Annotated in this window: 11 protein-coding genes; 2 read left to right on the top strand and 9 right to left on the bottom strand. The window is 46.3% G+C overall.

Features of this window, described 5'->3' with window-relative positions; genetic code table 11:
* Positions 1 to 23: 23 nt before the first annotated feature.
* The 6 genes from M23134_RS17680 to M23134_RS17655 form a co-directional block, all read right to left on the bottom strand.
* Entirely contained in the window at positions 24 to 809 is a 786-nt protein-coding gene (locus M23134_RS17680; RefSeq protein WP_002698521.1) for a hypothetical protein, read from the bottom strand.
* Between the two features lie 76 nt (positions 810 to 885).
* Complete coding sequence (locus tag M23134_RS38380; RefSeq protein ID WP_082226591.1) at positions 886 to 3,456, bottom strand: HNH endonuclease; 2,571 nt, start codon at positions 3,454 to 3,456, stop codon at positions 886 to 888.
* A gap of 69 nt (positions 3,457 to 3,525) precedes the next feature.
* Positions 3,526 to 5,970, bottom strand: coding sequence for a hypothetical protein (locus tag M23134_RS17670; protein WP_002698519.1), 2,445 nt, complete (start codon positions 5,968 to 5,970; stop codon positions 3,526 to 3,528).
* 46 nt (positions 5,971 to 6,016) lie between these two features.
* Positions 6,017 to 8,683, bottom strand: a complete 2,667-nt coding sequence (locus M23134_RS17665) for a LamG domain-containing protein (RefSeq protein ID WP_002698518.1) — start codon at positions 8,681 to 8,683, stop codon at positions 6,017 to 6,019.
* Between the two features lie 69 nt (positions 8,684 to 8,752).
* Entirely contained in the window at positions 8,753 to 12,388 is a 3,636-nt protein-coding gene (locus tag M23134_RS17660; protein ID WP_002698517.1) for a hypothetical protein, read from the bottom strand.
* Positions 12,389 to 12,436: 48 nt separating this feature from the next.
* Positions 12,437 to 13,045 carry a hypothetical protein gene (locus M23134_RS17655; RefSeq protein ID WP_002698516.1) on the bottom strand — a complete coding sequence of 203 codons (609 nt, stop codon included), beginning with the start codon at positions 13,043 to 13,045 and terminating at the stop codon, positions 12,437 to 12,439.
* Between the two features lie 237 nt (positions 13,046 to 13,282).
* Here M23134_RS17655 and M23134_RS17650 point away from each other — a divergent pair, with 237 nt between their 5' ends.
* The gene (locus M23134_RS17650) at positions 13,283 to 13,504 is read left to right on the top strand and encodes a hypothetical protein (RefSeq protein WP_002698515.1); all 222 of its coding nucleotides are present in this window, start codon (positions 13,283 to 13,285) and stop codon (positions 13,502 to 13,504) included.
* A gap of 390 nt (positions 13,505 to 13,894) precedes the next feature.
* Here the strand turns inward: M23134_RS17650 and M23134_RS17645 are convergent, their stop codons facing one another.
* A complete protein-coding gene (locus M23134_RS17645) occupies positions 13,895 to 15,682 on the bottom strand; it encodes a tetratricopeptide repeat protein (RefSeq protein WP_045113776.1) in 1,788 nt (595 codons plus the stop codon).
* Between the two features lie 38 nt (positions 15,683 to 15,720).
* On the opposite strand from M23134_RS17645, the gene M23134_RS17640 reads away from it, so the two are divergent.
* Positions 15,721 to 15,936, top strand: coding sequence for a hypothetical protein (locus M23134_RS17640; protein ID WP_002698509.1), 216 nt, complete (start codon positions 15,721 to 15,723; stop codon positions 15,934 to 15,936).
* A 986-nt stretch (positions 15,937 to 16,922) separates the two neighbouring features.
* Here the strand turns inward: M23134_RS17640 and M23134_RS17630 are convergent.
* Both M23134_RS17630 and M23134_RS17625 read right to left on the bottom strand, forming a co-directional pair.
* A complete protein-coding gene (locus tag M23134_RS17630; RefSeq protein ID WP_157558528.1) occupies positions 16,923 to 18,245 on the bottom strand; it encodes a hypothetical protein in 1,323 nt (440 codons plus the stop codon).
* Between the two features lie 260 nt (positions 18,246 to 18,505).
* The gene (locus M23134_RS17625; RefSeq protein WP_002698505.1) at positions 18,506 to 19,984 is read right to left on the bottom strand and encodes a hypothetical protein; all 1,479 of its coding nucleotides are present in this window, start codon (positions 19,982 to 19,984) and stop codon (positions 18,506 to 18,508) included.
* Between the last annotated feature and the right edge of the window lie 254 nt (positions 19,985 to 20,238).

Genomic DNA, 20,238 nt, shown 5'->3' with positions numbered 1-20,238 from the left:
TGCACATAAAGCGGCTGTTAAGTCTAACAACTTGATGGTATGCGCGCCATGATATAGAGTGGTTCGGGCAGGGCTGGGTTGGGCTCTACAAAAATGAAATCCTCAATGGTTTCGCGGGCGTTTACCAGTTCTCCACTGGTGTCGTCTACTACCCGTTGTTGTACCAAGGCTCCTTGGTCGAGGTAAATAAAGCATTGCTGTGGCGTGAAGCTTTGTGTAGAGCTGGTGGAGTTATCACTAATCATCTTTTGATTATCGTCCCAATAATACATTTTATTAGGAAAAATATAATGTTCTCCCATTTCTGGGTTTGTCACATACTCCCCTGGTTTATAGCGATCTACAATGAGTTTTTGGATATTTTTATTTTCCATGAAGTAACTTAAAGATGTTTTTAACCCTTCAGCACAATCGCCACTAATGAGTAATAAATCTTGAGGAGCTACTTGGCTAGCAGAAGTGTATAAGCCATCATTGGGTAGTGATGACTCTATTGACATGGGTACATCCGTATCTGCATCGTTGGGTTCTATGCCCTCGTCTATATTTTTTGGTTCTTCTACCAAGCGAATGCCCTGACTACTATTGTTGTTGATGGCGCACATTTGCATGCCATTGCTCAGGGGTTGCCCCGATACATGACAACACACCTGACTGATGTCAAACGAAGGCTCGTCTTCAGTAGAATTGCCCAGTTTGGCACCTTGGTAGTAGGCTACCGTGTTAGAAGCCAAATGCACAATGGCTTGCTGGTAGGAACCAAAGTGGGTACCTACCTTGGACAGTGAATTTATTCGGATATTTAACATAAGGTCTTACATTGGGCAGGGGCTAGCCTTCAGAGAAGCACTTCCCCTGCGATAAAAAAATAAACAAATGGTTGATTTAAGCCAGACTTTGAATGATTTCGGCGGCATCGGTGCCGTGAAACTGGTGCGGGTCTTCGGGGTTGGCTTGGGCTTCCATTTCTAACCTACGCACTAGGTCTATGTCATATCGGGGTAAATTATTCGCTGGATTGGTACACTCTCTCTGAAAAGTTCGAACCCAAGTAGAGTAAAAGCCTCCGACGCGCACCATGTCCAAAATGTTTTCCCAGGTGTAGGCAAGTTGTTTTTGATGAATGGTATCGAGCTGGGTTAGCAGTTTTTTACGATTTTTTTCCCAGGTTTCAATTGCCTCTCCGTAATACGCATCCTTGGTAAAAATTAAGTTGGTCAATAAAGGAGGTTGCTGAGTTGGTGAACCGATATCAAGTGTTGTTGTGTTGGGGTTAGATTCAACTTTAACAATGACATTTTTGAAAAGAATGACCGTGTTACTCAAATGAGGATGGTTGCCATCGTTAATGTCTATTCTACCTGACATGAGCCTTTGACCATTTATTGTTACAATATCTCCTACGAGCTGTACGCCGTCTAAGTGTGTATCCGCAACGGAGAGGACATTGCCCCCGCCTATTTGGATAATAGTAATGTCATTTGCTTCAACCCCATCCAAATTAATATTTATTGAGCCATTGGGCAAAACCTGTTGAAATTTCATCTTCCCCAACGTAATGGAATGAAACAATATCTCATCAGCCTGATTATTCAAATTGAATGCCCTTAGTTTATTAATATTACTAAATGAATGTTGGTTTTTATTAATCACATTTATCAAATCCAACTGATTGTTATAATACCTATGTAAACTCTCCCAACTATCTTTTTCATCTGCTAGGCTCTTAAGGCGTTTTAATTGCTTCATAGCATGCAGCCAGGCTTTGGTGCGGTTAACTACTCTTCTGTCATTAGAGATACTTCCTATTTTATCCAATCCACAGATATCCACAATGTGTTGCCTTGCTGCCTGAATGCCTACATTGTTATGGTTCTGGGGTAAGTTTGCTAAATCAGTCGTATGTACTCTTACATTTGTCTGGTCGAGAATACCTTCAAATCCTGTGAAATCAATCTGGAGGGTCTCGCTACCTGCGACATTTGCCACCGAAACTTTGCTTTTGGTTTGGTTCTGTATATTGTCTAAAGATACATTTAGTAAAGGTCCTGAGGCTCCTGGACCACTGAATAATTGGTAATCAAAAGCTTGGAACGATAAATTGTACTGGGTATTGCCTGTACCATCATTGAATGAATGCCAAGCATCTGGCCACAACACTTCGTTGCGGGAGTTGTCACGATAAACTGAGTAGCTTTTGAGCGTATTATTAGCAGGGACAAAAGCATTCCTTTTGTAATCTGTACCTGGGGCAACCTCATGGGTGTTATTTACTATTTTTTCCTTTTTGTTGTCAGAGTTGCAGACTTTGCAAGCCAATACAAAATTTTCCCAGTCCAATGCTTCTGTAGGAAATACTGACTTAGGCATTTTATGCTCTATATCAGCAGTACGCCCATCTTGTATGGGGGATTCACAAAAAGCACAATAAAGCCCCGTTGACCTTATCAAGGAAGGTTTTGCTTGCCTATATCCTCTGCCCGCATCTGCAGTTACTGCAGTATAACTCAATATGTTATCCGTTTTATTACTAGAAGGCGCATAGTGACGTTGCACGTAAATCAGAAGCTTTCCGCCAGTTTTTGCATAACTAGATGTTGCCCCTCCTGTGTTAAGCTGATTAATATACCGTTTTATATAATTTTTTGCATCTGACGCTGGCATAATAACTAAAGGGTTTCTATCAAGCACTTGCATGCCTTGCCTTGTCCATTGATTAAAGTGTAATGCATTAGTGCCAGTTGGTAAACTTGAGGCCTGCAACTGACCAAAGATTGAAACTTGGTTTAACAACGACCTGTTTTGGGCAAAGTTGCTGCTGTTGTATTCCTGTTGTGCACTACCCAAGTTAGGTTGGAAAATGAAATAATTAATGTAAACTTGGCCATTATCCTTAAAACTATACAAATTCTCATATTCCGCCCGCAACCTGGCATAATGCAATAGTTGTTTCAATAACAACAAGGTAGCAATGTTCTCAATGGTGGTATTGTTTATATTAGCTGATAAGATTTGCACATTGTTGTCGACTCCTGCTGTACCTTCCAAAGGTGCCTTAAACAAGTTCCAATTGTTAAAATCTTGCTCAAGGAGCAGTTTACCCAGAGCAGGCCATACCTTCCCATTAACATCTACCTCTGGAAAATTGGCATTGGGCAAACCACCCGTAAAGTTTCCTCCTGGAGATGGAGTAGAAAAATTGGCTACTGTAATATTTGCACCGTTAATTTGCACATTGGCAAGCTGAGCATATATACTTTTTATGGCTTCCCGGTTTTCATCTATCAACTGGCTTACATAAGTATTATTGGTTAGGTTGATTAACTCGATATTAGCCTGCCTAAAATCATTGCCGTTGAGCGCATTGCGCAAGGCTGTTATGTTGGCATTGGTGCTGTACAGCAAGTGGTAAATACTGGCGTTATAGGGCACGTTTTTCCTCGTAAAAGATCTCATATCTCTAATATTTTATAGTCAAAAAATGATTGGGTAAAAGCCTTTGGCGGGTGCCAAAGGCATATAGTTTTACATAGGCCCAAAACCTCCCAATGGCTCCGTGCTCAACACCCCATCGTTGTTCACGGTCACCTTCCACTCGTTGCCATCGGGCGCGGTAAGGATGAGGGCGTGGGTTTTAGTGTTGCCTGCTACTTCGAGAGTTTCGGTGGGGTTGCTGGTGCCTATGCCTGCTCTGGCACTGTCGAGGTCATACAAGTAAGTCGCCCCTCTTCCATTGGCATCATCCTGATCAGCACCCACCAGCATTTGTTCTCCCTGTACAGCCACAAAGGATTGCAAAGACAGGTGAGTTGTTTGGGCTTCTGCCACCACTTTGCTGAGTTGTTTCCAAGCAAATCCCTCCTGCTTAAATACATAAGCTATGCTTCCGCTGATGCCAGTTTCGGGGTTTACGGGCGCACCTACTACAGCATAGTCGTTTGTAATGGCTACATTGATACCAAAGTGCCCCCCTGTTATTCCATCGTTGGGGGAGAGTTTGGCCACCTGTGTCCACCCTGCCTCGGTCTGCGCATAAATGTATGCTGCTCCCTTAGTCCTTTTATTGCTTGAAGCTGTATTGGTTACTTCTGGTGCTCCTACAATGAGGTAATGGTCTGAAACAGCTATTGAAGCCCCAAAGTGGTGACCTAGAATGTAACCTTCTGGCAATAATTTATCGACCTTGTTCCAGTTGCCTTGAACGTCCCTTTCAAAAATATAGACTGCCCCAGCAGTATTTGTTTTGGTATCGTCTCCAGTGGCTCCTACAAATGCATAGTTGCCCCAAACTGCTACTGCTTTTCCAAAAGTATCATAAGCCTTCAGCTCATCTGGCAAAAGCTTCTTTTGTACCCAGTTGCTACTGTTGTCCTGTTCAAAGACATAAGCTGCCCCTGCACCATTTCCTCTTTCGTTGTCCTCGAAATGCGCTCCCACAATGGCAACATTGCCCGATACTCCTACCGAAGCACCAAAATTTCCCCGAACATTTGCCTTGCCCAACATCTTTGCTTGCTGTTGCCACACACCAGTGTTGTCTCTCTGAAAAATGTAGGCTGCTCCTGCCTGAGTTCCATTTTGTGTATCCCTAGGTGCACCCACAATGGCATAACCACCCGACAAACACACTGCCGTACCCAATTGGTCACCAACCCTGCCTTCAGCAGGTGAAATCTTTTGTATTTGCTGTAAGCCCTTTGTATCATTTTTCTCAAAAATATAGGCTACTCCTGGAGCTTGTACAGGTTGATTTCTACGAAAAGCTCCCACAATAGCATAATTGCCTGACATGGCTACCGAAGAACCAAACTGCTCACCTGCTGACCCATTGTTGGTTACAATTTTCTGTTGACGCAGCCCTACTTCCAATCCAGCAACCTTCGCTTTGCCCAATACCTCCAGTTTTGCGTTGGGCTTGTCTGTGCCAATGCCTACCTTATCGTTGCGATGCACCAAAGGTTGCTTGAGTAATTGACAAATGATTTGACCATCGCGGTAGTGTCCGTCTTGAGCATCGCGCACGTTTTCATAGCTTACCGAAACATCAGTAAGCCCCACAGGGTGAGTGGTTCGAATATTGGCAATGGTAATGGGTAGTTGTGCCTTACTCGCCAAGGTTTGAGGTGTACCATCGGGCTTCAGCACCCATTCCAGCGAGTCGCTCGAATTGTCTTTGGTTGCCTCCCAGCCTGCGGGTGGAGTAATCGTCATAGCATCTGCTTCAGCTTTGGAGCTCAAGGCGTGAGCTACCTGGTGGTTGTGAGCAGTAAAGCCAATGCGCAGCTTAGAGGTGTTAGAAGCTTCGTTGGCATCGTAATGAAAACGAATGGGTTGGTCACTTTCATTGGTTAGGTGGAGTACTACACTGCCTTGAGTACCATCGTTGAGCACCGTGTGCGAATCGCCAAAGCCTGCGTGCAAAGGCAAGTAGGGGTTGCCTCGGTGGTTAACGATTTTGACTGGTTGGTCAAGATCAAACGTCAAAGGCTGGCTTTGCCCCTCTTCGTGCAGGTGAGCAGTTTGCAATTGTACCTGCGTGTTTCGAGTACCCCCTTGCCCATTGATGTGGTGCAGGTAAAGCCCCCAGGTTTGTCCCTGAGTCCAAGTAGGCATTACACCTTCTTCATTTTGTTTGGCTATAAAGTACAAAGTCACTTTGCCTGTGGTTTGGTCGATTATGGGGGCACTCGCTGCCCACTTTTCCGAAGTACTTTGATTCAATCCGATTGCCTTAGCACCCGTCAAATGGTTGGTGTCTAGTGCTCCTGCCTCAAAGGTAAGCGCCAAGTGGTGGCGTTGGGCACTGGGGGCATAAATGGTTTCACTATCTACGCTTTCAGCAAGGTTGTTTAACGCAATAGTTTGCCCCAAAACGTTGGTGATTTCCAGAACAAAACTATTGAGTTGCCCCTCACCTTTTATTAATAACCTATTAGGTTGGTTATGGCTGTATATATTAAAGTTAATCATTGGATTTCTTGTATTAGTTGATGGTTATCTGTTTTAATGAAATTGACTAGCTTAAATCACAATCTGACAATGCCTTGCTAATGAACATAACATCTACAAATTCCCAGTATTCGTGACCACCTTCAGTATAAATGTCTGCTTCTATAGACCAAGTTGAAGCAGGGCTCATATGCAGTTTCATTCCAAAAGTTTTATCGCTAGGGTTGCCCCCCGCATTTGTTTGGAATCCCACAATGGCAGCATTGTACTTACTGGTGCTATACCCAGTATTGTATAATAGATTGTAGCCAATGTTTCTGAAACGCTTGATAACAAAAGGTTTTTCGCCTCCAATTTTCAGTTCACCGTTCACATCTAGGGTGGCTTGAGGGTTGTTGGTACCAATACCTACCTTGCCATCTTTAATATTTACCTGGTCTCCATTAGCCCATAAATAAAGCCCACGACTTTCAGAAATCCCCACAGATCCGGACTTTTTGCCCCCATTGAGAAACACTTCAGAAGGGTGCTCGCCGTCTTGATTTGGTGAGTTTTCGACAGTCAACCCTCGTATATTGTTATGATTTACTCTCATTTGCCCTTGCACATCCAGTTTAAACGAGGGATCATTGGTACCAATGCCTACCCTTCCCACATTGTCAATCCTCACCCGTTCTTGGTTATTGGTATAAATCGCCAGTTCTCCATCATCTTGACATTGCAATCCAGTGTCATTATCGCTCAATGCCAGTTGAATTTGAGGATTATTGGTACCAATGCCGACCTTGCCATCAGTATTGATATACAAGTCAGGCTTGTTGATTTTATTAATACTATTGGTACCAAAGTAAGCAGGTCCCTGCGTCTGGAAGTAGGTAACCCCATCGCTGTGGCTATATATTTTAGTTTCTGCTTCGCTGGTTTTGATGCTTAAATTGGCGGTGGCATTTCCTGAAACCTTGACATTTCCATTTACCTCCAGTTTCTCACCAGGCATATTAGTACCAATACCTACCTTGCCTGTAACCTCCGTGTCACCATCCAGCTTGGTATTCCCCTTCACCTCTAGTTTCTCACCAGGCGTATTGGTGCCAATGCCTACATTCTTATTATTTGCATCCTCCTTGTGTTTATACACCAACGGTCTTTTCTCAATAATGAGAATTTTTTCTCCATCCCAATAGCCCGGAATGTTTTCGTAGCGTACATAGAGGTGGGTGTGCCCCGTGGGGAAGGTAGTTTTGATTTTGGTTATGTCTACATCGAAGTATTCTTTGCTTTGCAACGTCTTACCTTCATTAATATCCAGCTCCAAAATCCATTGAGGATTGGGTTCCTGCGTAATGGCTACCGGGTCAGCCTTTTTCCAGTCATCAGGTTGATTTACTGTGATGCCTTTCACCACTTCACTTGTGTTCAAAGACCACTCATCAGCAGCATCTCCTGTATCAAAAGACAAAATAAACTTAGAAGTATTGGTGTCATCTCCACTACCTTTTTTGAAAGCCAACGGCAATTTTCCCACGTTGGTAAAGCGCAACTTTAGGGCATTGTCACTCCCATCGTTCAGCAACCCGTTATCACCCACAAAGCCCACGTGCAAGGGAATGTTCTTTTTGCCCTGGTGGTTTACCACATTGAGGTGTATTTCGCGGCTATGCCCGCCCAAGTGTAGGTTGCTGTCGGCGTATACTACCTGGTTGCTGCACACCAGCTCAGCACGGGTGCCCCGGCTGCCCTGCGTGCTGTCAACCACTATGTTTGAAAAACTCAAAGTTTGGTGGGCGGTGGCATTGTCTACCCCCAACGTGGTTTCGGTGGCATGGCGCAAGTAAATCACGTCCATGCCATCAGCATCGGGGGTGGCTTGGGTCATCTTCCAATCCGAACCAGCCAATTGAATGCTGCTCGGTTTTTTAAGCGTGTCTGGACGAAAGCGCAAAGCAAAGTGGTGGTTGGTTGGGCTGGCATCGCCCGTCAAGGCATTGAGTCTAATTTGCTGGGTAGACTTGTTTTGAATGTCCAACTGTATTACCTGGGTAGGCTCGTTCTCAATGTAGAGCACATTTTGCACGTCTTGGTTGTGCAAGTCAAAGTCTATAGGGTGGGCTTTGCGAAAGCTCTGTGCCAGGTCTTGGGTGCGCATCAAACTGATCTCGTCTGTGGTGAGCACTCGATTGTACACTCTCAGGTGCGCCATTTTGCCTTGAAAGCCCCAAGCTGCATTTCTCGCCCCAATAGTCAAGGGTTTATTAGATGCTCCTGATGTACCAGAACGTGCTGCCGTACTTACTTGTGCTCCATTGATGTAAGTTGCCGTGGTTCCAGCACCAGCGTTTGATACAATGACCACATGATACCAAGTATTAGCTTCTATGGGTATGTTGCCGTTCCAAATCCAAGGTGGCGATACTGCATATTGAAAACCATTGTCCCACAAATGGGCAGCTACCTCATCCATTTTGTCAAAAATGAACTGTTCCCCCACTGTTTTTTCGGTGTTAAACCAACAAGACAAAGTCACTTGTTCTGTGCTGAGCTGTCCAACATCTCCCAGGTCAATGTGTGCCCCAGTTCCATCAAACTGTAGGCACTCGCCCAAAATAGCATCATTTTGTAGCGTGATTCCAGCACCTTGCACGGTACCCTCCAGCAAAGCACCATCAGTGCCTTGTCCTATTACTTTGCCATTGGCAATATTGTCCAGTGGCATATACAATATAAAATCTTGCATGCGTCTGTTTTTTTTAATGTTTCACTTCGATAAAAATTAACTCGGTATTTGCGTTTCTGCTTCCTTTTCCTATTCCTCTTTTGGGTTGGGCGAAAGCCTCAGCCAGCCCTCTTTGATGGTTTGCCCCCCCCTAAAAGCCGCCTTAGTTTCGGGCGGTACAATGTGCCCCTGCGCCAGCACGTCTTCTATTTGGTCAGTGTCCTCATTGAGGGGGCTGACCAAGTGGCTGTCTTTGGGGCGTTGGTCTTTGGGCACTATGTCGGCTTTGCCAGGGTCGCTGGCTTCTATCCAACCCTTTGTGATCAACTCCTGCCATATTTGGTCACCTTTGGCACCAAACACCTGCTGCAATTTGGTTTTGAGCAGCACCCCATGGCGTGCCACTTCGTGCCAGGCAAAACGGTCGCGCTCCAGCCAGCTCCAGGTATAGCCCGGCTCGTTGGGCAAGGGCAATACCGTTTTATTGGCTTCCATAAGCACAGGTGCCGACAAAAAGCTGATGTTGATGCGTTTCAGTGCCTCGGCATACTGGTATTTGGGTATGTCTATCACCTTGGCGGGCAACATGCCCGTGGTGGCGTGGGCTTCGCCCCGTGGGTCCAGCAACATCGTGATGGTTTGGGGGGCCTCGGCAAGGCTTAGCTTCAGGTCAGGGTTTCCAGGGTCATAGCCCTTGATGTGCTCGTGGGTTTCTTGGGCGTTTGCCGTAGTATAAAAAGCATCGCTCAAGGCAATGCCTCCTTCGGTCGCCTCTTCTTGCCAATAGCCCAATACCCCATCGTTGAGCTGCCCAGGTTCGCCCACCCGCACGGGCACCTTTACCTGTTCTGTTTGGTCGGTTTCTTTGCTGCCCCGTTGCATGTCTTGCCTAAACTCGGTCCAGCCATGGTGCACCGCCGGGCTGCCTTTTACTTCCAAGCCCAACGAGGTGCGCACTACCGCTATAGGGCGCCCCATGAGCAAGGCAAGCGCTTGGTGGTGAGCAAAACCTTCGGGGTCTATAGTTTGTAGGGCGGCATCGGTTACCTTGATAAAATTATCCAGAAAACTCGCTCCCTTGCCCAAAACCTGTCGCACTACCCGGCGCAAAGCAGCATTGGCAATGTCGGAAGGGTGCACTATGGCATCGGTACCTGGTACGCCGCGCCACTGGGCGGTTTGGTCAATAATGCCCAAGGCAAAGCCCGCTTGGTCGTACACCACCACGCTATTGTCGAGATGGTTGGCAAGCAACCAACCCGCCACTGGGCTGCTTTCGGGGTGGGTGTTCAGTTCGGTAGTGGCACCGTTGGCGGTCAGCCAGCGAAAATTGACCCGGGCAGGCTGCACCAAGCGAGGCGGTAGCCAGGCATCCTGCCCGCTCGCCATGCCCTGAGGCAATTGCAAAGGTTCGGCGCGGATGATGTCGTTGACGGCCACCTCTTTTATCTGCCCAAAATTGTCAATCAAACGCAACTTGTGCAGGCGCATCGTACCTGAACGAATGGGTAAAAAGTCGTTGAGCGGCAAAGGCGCCAAGTTGTTGTTGCCCGCCAAGGCTTGTTGCACCTGTTGGGTAAATATTTGGTAATCGCCAAAGCCAATGGGGTCGTGCAGGGGCAACTGTAGGGTTTGGTGTTGCATGAGCAGGGCATTGTTGAAGCCGCTCAAGGCCTGCGACAAAAAGTGTTGGCTGTCCAGCTTATTCTTGGCGTGGCTGAGCGCTCCTCCTTCCAAATCGTCATGGTCTTTTAAGTATTCCTCTATAGCCTTGCCAATGCGGTCTTTGGCAAAAGGCGTCAACACGCTCCTGCCGTTATACAAAGCCGCTGCCTGGATGGTACTTTTGCCAGGTTGTCCGCCCAAGTCAGGCTGGTTTTTCGCCAAGGTATAATTGCTGGTGATAAAGTCAGGCTGAAAGTTGCGGTTGTCAATATTCAGGTTGCCCCCCGCCTGCATCGGAAACATTTCTACCTCCCACTCCAGCAAAAACGGATGCCAGGGCTGGTGTTGCCAAGTATCAAAACCTACCTTGGCTTGAGTACCCTCAGGAACATTCTCATTTTTGATAGTATTTATTTTCTCAAATAATGAAGTGAAGTCGGCAAGTCCTACTGTAGCATTGTTCAAAGGCTGGAGGTGGCAAGTCAATGTATTGTCCTCGTTCATCCGCCCATCGGCACCGTGGCGGTTGGTAGGCATTACTGCCTCACCCTCCAACAATACTACAGGCTCGGTAGGGTGCCAAAAACGCGGGGCGGCTACTTGCTTGAGTACATATCGGTGGCTGGCAGGTTTGCCATCATTCCAGTTTTCTAATTCAGCCCGTAATCTGGTGTATTCGGGCAAGCTGGTTACCGCCACCATTACTTTTTGCTTTAGCTGATTCAGCTTTGAATCATGGCGCAGGTATTGCCGTTCTATATAATAGCGCACCTTGTCAATGTCGGGGTAGTCTTCGCGGGCATCTTCGGGCGGGTAGGCACACAGCATGTACTTATACCAATCGGTAAACAACAATTGTTGTTCTTGCCGAAGCTGCTCTACCGCCTGGTTCCACGCCTGTTGTTGTTGGTTGAGGGTATCCAGGTCGTTTTCCAGCGCCAGTGGCAAGTCAATTTCTACCAGTTTGCCATGGGCAGGGTCTTCGTGGGCAGGGCGTAGCTCCCACAGGCTGCCCCCGCTTTCTGCCTTGAATCCCTTCTCGTGGCGGGCTTCCTGAAACCTCGCCCCCAAATCCAAGTCTTTGTTTTGCAACTGGGTGTGCAACAACAAGCTCTCGAGCTGTTCTTCTACGCTTGTTTTATCTGCTTCGCCCGATGCCAAATACGCCGACAACGCCTCGGTGCCCGTATTGCCTATGCTTACGCTGATGTTTTTGCCCTTATCAGGATTGGTTATATTTGCCGAAGCGTTAAAATCCAGCTCGGCGTAGCAACAAGTGCCCAAAGTTTGATTGTCAGCCAACCCCTCTATCTTCCAGGCAAATGCCTCCTCTATCTTTTTTTGTAAAGTATCGCCCGACAACTCTCCGCCTTTGGTGAGCTCGTGCAAAGGGTCTTGCCCCGCCTCACCATACCAACCAATGATTTGGTATTTCAAGTCCGCCAAATCTCCTTGAGTCTTAATATCAGGGTCGATGCAGCCAAACACACTGTGGCAATTGGGATAAAAAGCAGCAAAAGCAGGCTCGCCATAGCCCAGAGCAGTAAGCTTGGACAAACGGGTTGCGCTAGTATCTTCGCTCCAAGTCGCGTCAGTAATGTCTAACTGCCGCCCCAAAAACCCAAAGGGTTGCCCGCCGTTGCCCGCTTGGCTGATGTCTGTCGGGTAAGCTACAGCATGATAGGGGTTGCTGGTGTCCATGCTCAGGTAATCGCTCTCGACCACCCAGCGTTTTTCTCCCTTATTGGGCGAAGTACGCACCACCAGCCAACGGTTAGGCGCCGCCGGAAAATCGGCATCGGTACCCGAGTCTCCCCCCTTGGTGAGGGCATCGGGCAACGACCAATGCAAGTGCATGCCTTGGCGCAGGTTTAGGTTTCGGTTCTGAAAGGGCACGCTCAGCACCGACTCGCTCAAGTTGGGCGTGTCGGGGTTGTAGTCGCGCCCATCTTTGTAAAAAGGCAAGCGACTAAAATCGGTAAATGCCTCTACTGCCAGCGAGTCTTTGGGCAATAGGAGCCCATCCAGGTGAATGGGCACCATGGCAATTTGGTTGTTCATAAAATCAAGTGATTTGGTTGTTTAAAAAACAGGTTTGAGTTGCGTGGCTTACACGTGCTCGCCTTCTCCTTCTTCTTGCTTTCCTTCTTCTGGCAAATCTCCCTCCCCCTGATACTTACCTCTGCGCTGGCGCAATTCTTCCAGCTCTAGGGTGCCCTCGTTGTTTACCGTGTGCACCAGGTTGTTAAACAAGGGCAGCAGATGGCGGGTGGCTTCCTGGATGCCCTCGGCAAAGGGCAACGAGTACATGTATACTCTAGAGGCAAACCGGATGATTTGCTCGGCTTCTTTGTCAAACTCAATGGTTTCTTTCAGGCAAGCATATAGTTTGTCTTCGGTACCGAGCTTGGCCCACACCAGGTTGCGGCTGCCCAATAGTTCGCTGAAATGGCGGTAGGTCAGTTGGGTACCCAGGTTTATCCAATATTTGGCGCGTTGGCTGGCTTCGTCTTGCCGATCCAGCGATTTTGCCAGTTGCCGGGTGGCGGCTTCATAGCGACGGCTAACCTCGGTTTGGGCAAGCTCTAGTTGGGTAGCTTCCAGCGTATTGCCCTGTAGCAGCCTGTCCAATACGCTGGCGGCTGAGTCTACGCTTAGCAATGGCTGCCGGGCAGAAGCCGTTGCTTTTTTCCTTAAATTGATCAATGTATTAATCATTGTTTTCTCCCTTCTTATTGTTTAAATGGTGATTATTCAATCAATACTCCGCAGTACTTTTGGTGAAAGTTGTTTGCTGGTAATCAGTCATTTATGAATTTAAAAATTATTTAACTGGTTGGTGTAGGCTAAAACTGAAACCCTTTTAAAAATAAAGTGAGTATACAGTCTTTAACAAGGTAAACATTTACTCGAATCAGCTATGGACTACCGACTAAATACTATGGACTATTGTCAATGGTTGCCCGTTATTTTGCGCTGTTTATGCGCTGGGGCATAGCAGTCCCGGTCTGTTGGCAGGCATTGCCTGCCAACAGGGGGCAAAACTTATATTTGAAAAAGAAGAGAGGCGATAGGTTTTCGCAAAAAATGATTAACTTGCGCCCCTATCAAAGCAAACTGGTGCTTCTGAACGGGTACTCCAATACCTTTCAGCACTTCAGCACATTGCTTTGTTAAATCTTCCAAAGTGTGTTAAAAACTGGGGTTCCAATCCAATTGTTTCAATACACTTTTCAGTATAAGAAGCCAAAGGTCTGCAAACCTCTGGCTTTTTTTGTTGACATACTTTGCCAAACCAAGTCGTTTTACTCAAGCTACCCATGTTTGATCTATTGTTTTGATGGCACGTGATTGAGCAACACTTTGCACAACCATAAAACCATCCAACAATTAAAATAAGTAGTCTTCAACTTCTCAGTCTAACCAAGCATCTGTTTATATACTCCATTTTCTAAACATTACGACTCCGTCAGAGTTCGCAAGCAAAGGAAGGAGAGTATTTTTGGGAAAACAAATATTAGTAAAACCCCGAGGTCTTTATCAGGGTTTTTATCAAACTTTTTTTTGTCAGGAGGCTTTTTTCGGGCTTTTGGTAATAAATAAGCCCTTGGCAACCGGTCTGATTTCGGTCAATTTCATCAAAAACTCCTCAAAGTCTACCGTACTGTCGTAGCCAAATTTTTGCGCCAATATGTTCTTGGCACTTTTGATACCCGCCTTGGTATAGCCCAACATCCGGGCAATAAAGTCATTGTCGACCCCATACTTTTTTGCTACCAGCAAAAAAATCAAACGCAGGTGTTTGGGTTGGGTCATCACTATTTGGCGTTGCTCTATTTCCCGCATGAGGTTTTCGGCAAAATAAGGGTAAGCCGTGGCAATGCGGGTCATCAGTTCGTCGCAGTTTCTCAGCTCTTTGAGCTTGCGCTCTACCATGGCCTGTATCCAGCGGGGGGTGTCGTCGTGTCGGTTCAGCGAATCTTCTAGCTCATACAGGGTAGACACCCGCATTTCGGCTTTGGCAAGTTCTGCCATCAGTTCTATTTGTTTGTTGGCTTCCAGCCTGAGCAAGTCATCTTCCAACAAGTGCTTCTCTTCTTCCAGCTCGCTTTTGGTGTGCTCCAGTTTGTGCAAGCGCGTCTGAAAACGCACCTTTTGAGCGTCCAGCTTTTGGCTCGCCCTGGCCTTATGGTGCGCCACTCTTTGGCGGTAACGCCCCACCTGACACTTAAGTAAGACCAAAAACAACAGTACCAAAAGGGTGGCTCCTATAGTAGCAAACAAAGCAAAGTAGTCTATTTGGCTTTGTAGCTGGTGCCCCTTGTCAATGCCACTTTTGGCGAGTCGCTCATACTTGTGTTTCAGGGTTTGGCCAAAAGAAGTAAAAAAGGCTTTGTCCTGTTTTTGCAACTCCGGGTTTTGGTTAACGGTGGTCAGCAAGCTATCTGCTTTTTTATAATAGCCATAAGCCGCCGAATACTGCTGCATTTGTTGCAAAATGGCCGCTTTATAGCTCAACGCCTCCATTTGAGTAGGCAAATGCGGGTGTTTGATTGCCAGGCTGCTGTCTACATAACATAGGGCTTTTTCAGGACTTTTTTGTAAATCATAAATATTTGCTACCTTTGCATAACCATTGGCTATAGCACTTGCCATTTTTTCAGGCGCATTTTTTTTTCTGAGAGCAATGGCTTGCTGATGCAAATCAATGGCTTTACACAACTTCTCCTGTACCTGAGCGACTGTTCCACGCTCTTCTAAATATTTACTCCACAAAAAATACATTTGGGCGTAGTCCCAAAAAATGCCAGCAACCTGATTTTTATGGGATTTGCTCATTTTTTCAAAGCTCAAGCTCAAAGCCTTGCCATAATATAGTTTGGCAGCTCCAAACTGTTTTGTATTTCTGAATATGTTCGCCTTTACATTGTACACATGCAGTTTGTCATAGTTACTCAATGTATAGGTTAACAGCATATCCAAAGTAGATTTGGCGAGATGATACTTGCGTTTTTCTAAATAAATATTGGCAAGTGAGGTATACGCCTTTTTTTGGTAAGTAACATCGGCATACTTTAGGCATTTTCTATAATAAGCGACTGCCTGATTGAGCTGTTTGTTGCCTTTTGCCACATAGCCCATCAAGTAGTACAGATAAGCCTTGCGGGCTTTGTTGTCGGTAAGTGTTACACCTTGTTGGGCATAATACAAAGCACTGTCGGGCGCACTCAGGTGTAGTTGCTTGGCTTTGGATGCATAAAAAGTGTAATCAAGATTTTGGGCGTGGGCATTTGCCGAGAGGCCCAATAAAATACTCCAGATGATAATATAAACATTCGTTTTGCAGGGTTCCATAACTTTTTTAGTTCACATGTATTAACCTTATTTTAATTATGTTAAATCAAGAGAAAAAAACACGTTTTGAATCATTCAAAACAGTGGCAATTCATTCAAAAGGGCAGTTGCTTATTACGGGGGGCTGTTGTGGAAGCGGTGATCCTCCTCCGGGTGATCCTCCTCCGTCTTATGGCTACCATGCCCCACTTGAAAAGCGGCTCATTGAAGAAAAAAACCGTGAAGACCAATCTACTTACCCCTGGAGTTTATAACTCAGGGGCTGAAGACTGATTTACCCAAAGCATTGTGTGTATACACAATGCTTTTTTTCATGCTTTTTTCTTTCGAGGGTATGATGTGCTTATAATGAATTGAGGGTTTCTCTTGAGGAAGGCTAACAAGCAAGCCTGTGACGGTTGAATATTGAATAATATTTAAGTGTTCTTGAATCAATTAATTGTCGGTCGTTTTGCCGTTTGTTTGTTTTGTTGGTTGTTAGTTGCATAACATGTTCTTTTTTTACTTTGAGTGTAATACATTAAATATACGCCCACCTATGTTGTGATTTCTGGGATAAGGGCGCTTTGGCAACAGGGATTGTAAACACGTTGCTTTGCTTGAGCTGCTTGAAAGGATGTGCCGCTGCGATGGGCAGTTGTCAGGCGTTTGATCAGACGTTGCTTATCAATACTTCGGTGATAACATGAGCCTCTCCTGGTGGTTTGACACAGTGATTGATTCTATTCATATTGTTTTAATTTTAAGTAAGTAATAATGTGGTATTAACTGGCATACTGCCAATGCATGATGCCTACCTGTAGTGGATAGTAAAGCGCTTGTGGCTGCCTCACTATTTCAGGTCTACAGTGTTGACAAGAGTACATCATCTTTTATTTAGTTCCAAAAAAGTGGTATAAGTGGTCGTTTTTTGGGTATAAGTGGTCAAACTCTCCCTTATTTGGTTCAAAAAAATCCACCATGCGCCAAGGGTGCATGGTGGATGGATGGTTGGTTTTTGTGTAGCAATAAGCTCCAACCTGCTCTATTTGGTTACTTGTGAAGACACAAGCAACGGCGGATATTTAATCTTTCGCCCTGATTTGTGTCTCCACAAATCAAACCGCTCACAGACCTAAAAGACGACTTATTATAAGGTCTCGATCGCCCCTGCATTGCGGGATTTATAAATTGATAAAGACACACAACCGAGGCGAAGACAGTACAAAAAAGCGGGGTAGAGTAGCTCTGGCTCATGCCATTAGGCTTCTTCAGTAACTGGAGGAGATGAACCTTCAGCACCTTCGCTCTGAAAATCGACAACCTCTACCTCATTGCCTGTTACTAGAAATACTTGGGCTGGTTTTGCTGTCTTTCCTCCTACCAACTTCACTTCAAGCCGACTGATAGCTTTTTTTACGTCCTTCATATTATCCTCAGTCCCACCAGACAAATTAACCACTACAGATACTGCGATTGCTTGCTCTCCTGCACTTGTTGTATATTTTCTGACTTTACTTTCAATTGCTTTCCGAATATCATCAGTCTTAATAACCTTTTTATTACCCCGCTCAGGAACATTTAGGGATACGGCGTCTGCGATGGCTGGACCTTCAGAGGGGTCAGGGATTCCTATAAAATAATCAGGGGTTTTGTTATCCAATGCAGGATGTCCTTGTCCTCCAGGAAATAGCTTTGACCCAGTTTTACGATATATTACTGTTGCATTCATTGACTCCTGTACTTTGTTCCAGGCGTCTTTCTTAAATCCTTGCCTTTCTTCCTCTTCGCCTTTTACGTCCTTCCATTTTACACGCTCTTTGAGGGAAAATGTGCTTTCAGGAGCATTCAGATAATCAATAAATTCTTCTATGAACTCTGCTTTCGCCTCTTCTTGTACACTTATTCCTTTCTTTTTTACACCGCTTATTTCCTTTTTCCGTGCGTCAACCCAGCCAGCCTCAAATTTTTGCCTATCAACCTGTTCTGACTCCGATTCCATTACAAATGTAATCTTCTCTTCATCGACTTTGATTTCTTTGATTAACCTCTTTTCCTCAGCTTTCTTTCTGGCACTTTTCATTGCTTTGCCAATCACATTGTCCTTGAGGATTGTGCTGTACTCTTCCGAACCAACCCCGTAAGAACCTGTTGATGGCAAGCCCTCTCTTTCGGGCTTAGAGAAAGCAAGGCTACTACCAGGCAAGTTTCTCAAACGACTCGTATCAGTCAAATCTACTGTAACCTCCTTTGGGAAAACTTCTCCTTCTCCTTTAATTTGCTCTAGAAACAAACCTGCACTTTCATCAAGTTTGTCAAAGTCCTGTACTTTTATGTAAACCTTTGTATTATTGTCCGCATGGTGGCTTTCAAAACCACTGGATGTAGGTGTTGAGGCAACCTGATAACTGTTTTTTATATCAGTGATGCCTGCTTTGCTACTTGCGGCTTTTATGTCATTAGCATTCGCTGTCTTTTCGTTTTTTTTGCTGCTTTTCCCTCCCAAAACAGCATCCACAGCTGTAGATATTCTCCCCCTTTTTCTTTTGTTAGGCGGGCTAGTCCCATTACTTGATCTTCTCATTATCTCAAAAAATTTAAAAATCTTAAAAAATACATTAGTTTAACCATTGGGCATCCCTCAAAGCATTTAGTCGCACCTGTCGGGTAAGCTGCCCAATGATGAATCCCTCTTAGTTGCTGGTGAAGACACCAGCAACGGCGGGAGTAATTTCTCCGTGCCTGTCAGGTTTTTACGACGAAGCCAAGAAAACCTGACAGGTATTTGCCCGCTTATTGGTTACTTGTGAAGACACAAGCAACGGCGGGAAAAAATAATTTAACTCAACTCTCCCACTCCTGCCCCAAGCCAGTTGCAGCCTCGGCCAGCTCGTTCAAATACTTTTGCGAGCGCAGCACCAAGGGTTGGTGGCGGCTGATTGCCTGAGCCAGCGCCGTTTCGGAGCGGGCTTTTACCTTGCCCTCGCCCACCTCGTAACTGGCGGCAGGCACTTCGGCTTGGTTTCGCGCCAAAAATTCCTCTAGAGGTTCTTCGGGTACCAGCCGTAGGTAAATGCCAGCTTCCTGCTCTTGGGGGCTTGCCTCGTCTTTGAGGGGCAAATAGCCAATTTTGCCGGGCGCTATTTCGGTGGGGTACAGCATGCGCCCCTTGCCAATGTCGTATTTGGGCTTCAGGTTTTTGAGCAAGTTTTGGCTCACTTCAGCGTCCACTTCGGGCATTGTTTTACCGTCCCACAGCGGGGTACCATCTTGGGCTTCGGGCACGGGGCGTTTTGCCAAGTCGCGCGGCTTGCCGCTGTCTGTTTCGGTTTGGGGGTTTGCCGCTGGCAAGTTACCCGCCCGTTCGCTGCGTCGTTGTTGGTGTTGGCTACCGTTGGTGTCGCCTTTTTGGTCGGTGGCGGTGTTGCGGGCGGGGTTGCCCTCGTCGGCATCGCGCACAAACAAACCTTGGCTTTTCTCCAAATCGGTTGCCTCGCTTTCTTTGGGCAAATACACCAGTTTGCCGTCTTCGCCTTGGGTAGGGTAAATGTTGCGCCCCTTGCCCAAGTCATATTTGGGTTTGCCTCCTTCGGCGGGGGCTTTGCCCTTGGGTTGGGCGGCTTCCACGGCGGCATCGTCTACAAACAAACCCGCCCGTTTTTCGGCGTCAGTGGCTTCGCTTTTTTTGGGCAAATACACCAGCTTGCCGTCCGCATTTTTGGCGGGGTGAATGTCGCGCCCCTTGCCCAAGTCCTTTTTGGGCTTCAGCCCCGCTTGCAAGCTTTGCCCTTGGGCATCGCCCTCAGCGGCAGCATCGTCTACAAAAGCCCCTGCCCTTATTTCGGCATCCGAAGCCTCACTCTTTTTGGGCAAATACACGGTTTTGCCTTCGGCGTTTTTGCTGGGGTAAATGTCGCGTCCCTTGCCCAAGTCTTTTTTGGGTTGACCGTCTTTTACCAGTTCTTTGCCCGGTTGGTCGCCCAAGGCATCTTCATCGCTTACAAACAAGCCTTTGGCTTTTTCTGCCTCCGAAGCGTCGCTTTCTTTGGGCAAGTACACGGTTTTACCGTTGGCGTCTTTGCTGGGGTACACGCTGCGCCCCTTGCCAAGGTCATATTTGGGCTTTTTGCCCTTGGTCACAGGTTTGGGGTCTTCATCGCCCGCCCGTTCAGCGCGCCGCTTACTCCCTTCGCCGTCAGCATCGCTGCCCTCGTCGCCCGCGCTTTTGCGCTTTTTGGTTTTGGGGGCATCGGCACTGGCTTTCGCCGCCGCTTCCTGTTCCTTCTTTTTGCGTTTTTTTCTTTTTCTTTTAAATAATGACATGATTTGTATTGTTTCGGCTTTGTTGTTCTATGGTTTTATTGTTTTATTGTTCTATGGTTTTATTGTTCTATGGTTTCGCAATGCTTTGCCACCAGAAGACATGTTGCTTTTTAGTAAATATGTCGTCTGTTGACCGTCGCCCAATGCTGTTTAGCTGATGTAGAGCTCGCAGGCTCGGTTCCTTAGTGGAAATTTTATAGAATGCGTTAGCCACTATCGACTATCAACCATCGACTAAATCGCTCCCAGAACTT

It is taken from the genome of Microscilla marina ATCC 23134, from assembly GCF_000169175.1.
Lineage (GTDB): Bacteria > Bacteroidota > Bacteroidia > Cytophagales > Microscillaceae > Microscilla > Microscilla marina.
The sequence above is the reverse complement of the archived record's forward strand: the minus strand, read 5'-3'. Positions and strand labels throughout refer to the sequence as shown.

Bases quoted from the DNA above. Each gene is read 5' to 3' on its own strand.
- M23134_RS17680 (WP_002698521.1), bottom strand. From the start codon at position 809: ATGTTAAATATCCGAATAAATTCACTGTCCAAGGTAGGTACCCACTTT.
- M23134_RS17640 (WP_002698509.1), top strand. From the start codon at position 15,721: ATGTTAAATCAAGAGAAAAAAACACGTTTTGAATCATTCAAAACAGTG.
- M23134_RS17645 (WP_045113776.1), bottom strand. From the start codon at position 15,682: ATGGAACCCTGCAAAACGAATGTTTATATTATCATCTGGAGTATTTTA.
- M23134_RS17670 (WP_002698519.1), bottom strand. From the start codon at position 5,970: ATGATTAACTTTAATATATACAGCCATAACCAACCTAATAGGTTATTA.
- M23134_RS17665 (WP_002698518.1), bottom strand. From the start codon at position 8,683: ATGCAAGATTTTATATTGTATATGCCACTGGACAATATTGCCAATGGC.
- M23134_RS17655 (WP_002698516.1), bottom strand. From the start codon at position 13,045: ATGATTAATACATTGATCAATTTAAGGAAAAAAGCAACGGCTTCTGCC.
- M23134_RS17660 (WP_002698517.1), bottom strand. From the start codon at position 12,388: ATGAACAACCAAATTGCCATGGTGCCCATTCACCTGGATGGGCTCCTA.
- M23134_RS17625 (WP_002698505.1), bottom strand. From the start codon at position 19,984: ATGTCATTATTTAAAAGAAAAAGAAAAAAACGCAAAAAGAAGGAACAG.
- M23134_RS17630 (WP_157558528.1), bottom strand. From the start codon at position 18,245: ATGAGAAGATCAAGTAATGGGACTAGCCCGCCTAACAAAAGAAAAAGG.
- M23134_RS38380 (WP_082226591.1), bottom strand. From the start codon at position 3,456: ATGAGATCTTTTACGAGGAAAAACGTGCCCTATAACGCCAGTATTTAC.
- M23134_RS17650 (WP_002698515.1), top strand. From the start codon at position 13,283: ATGGTTGCCCGTTATTTTGCGCTGTTTATGCGCTGGGGCATAGCAGTC.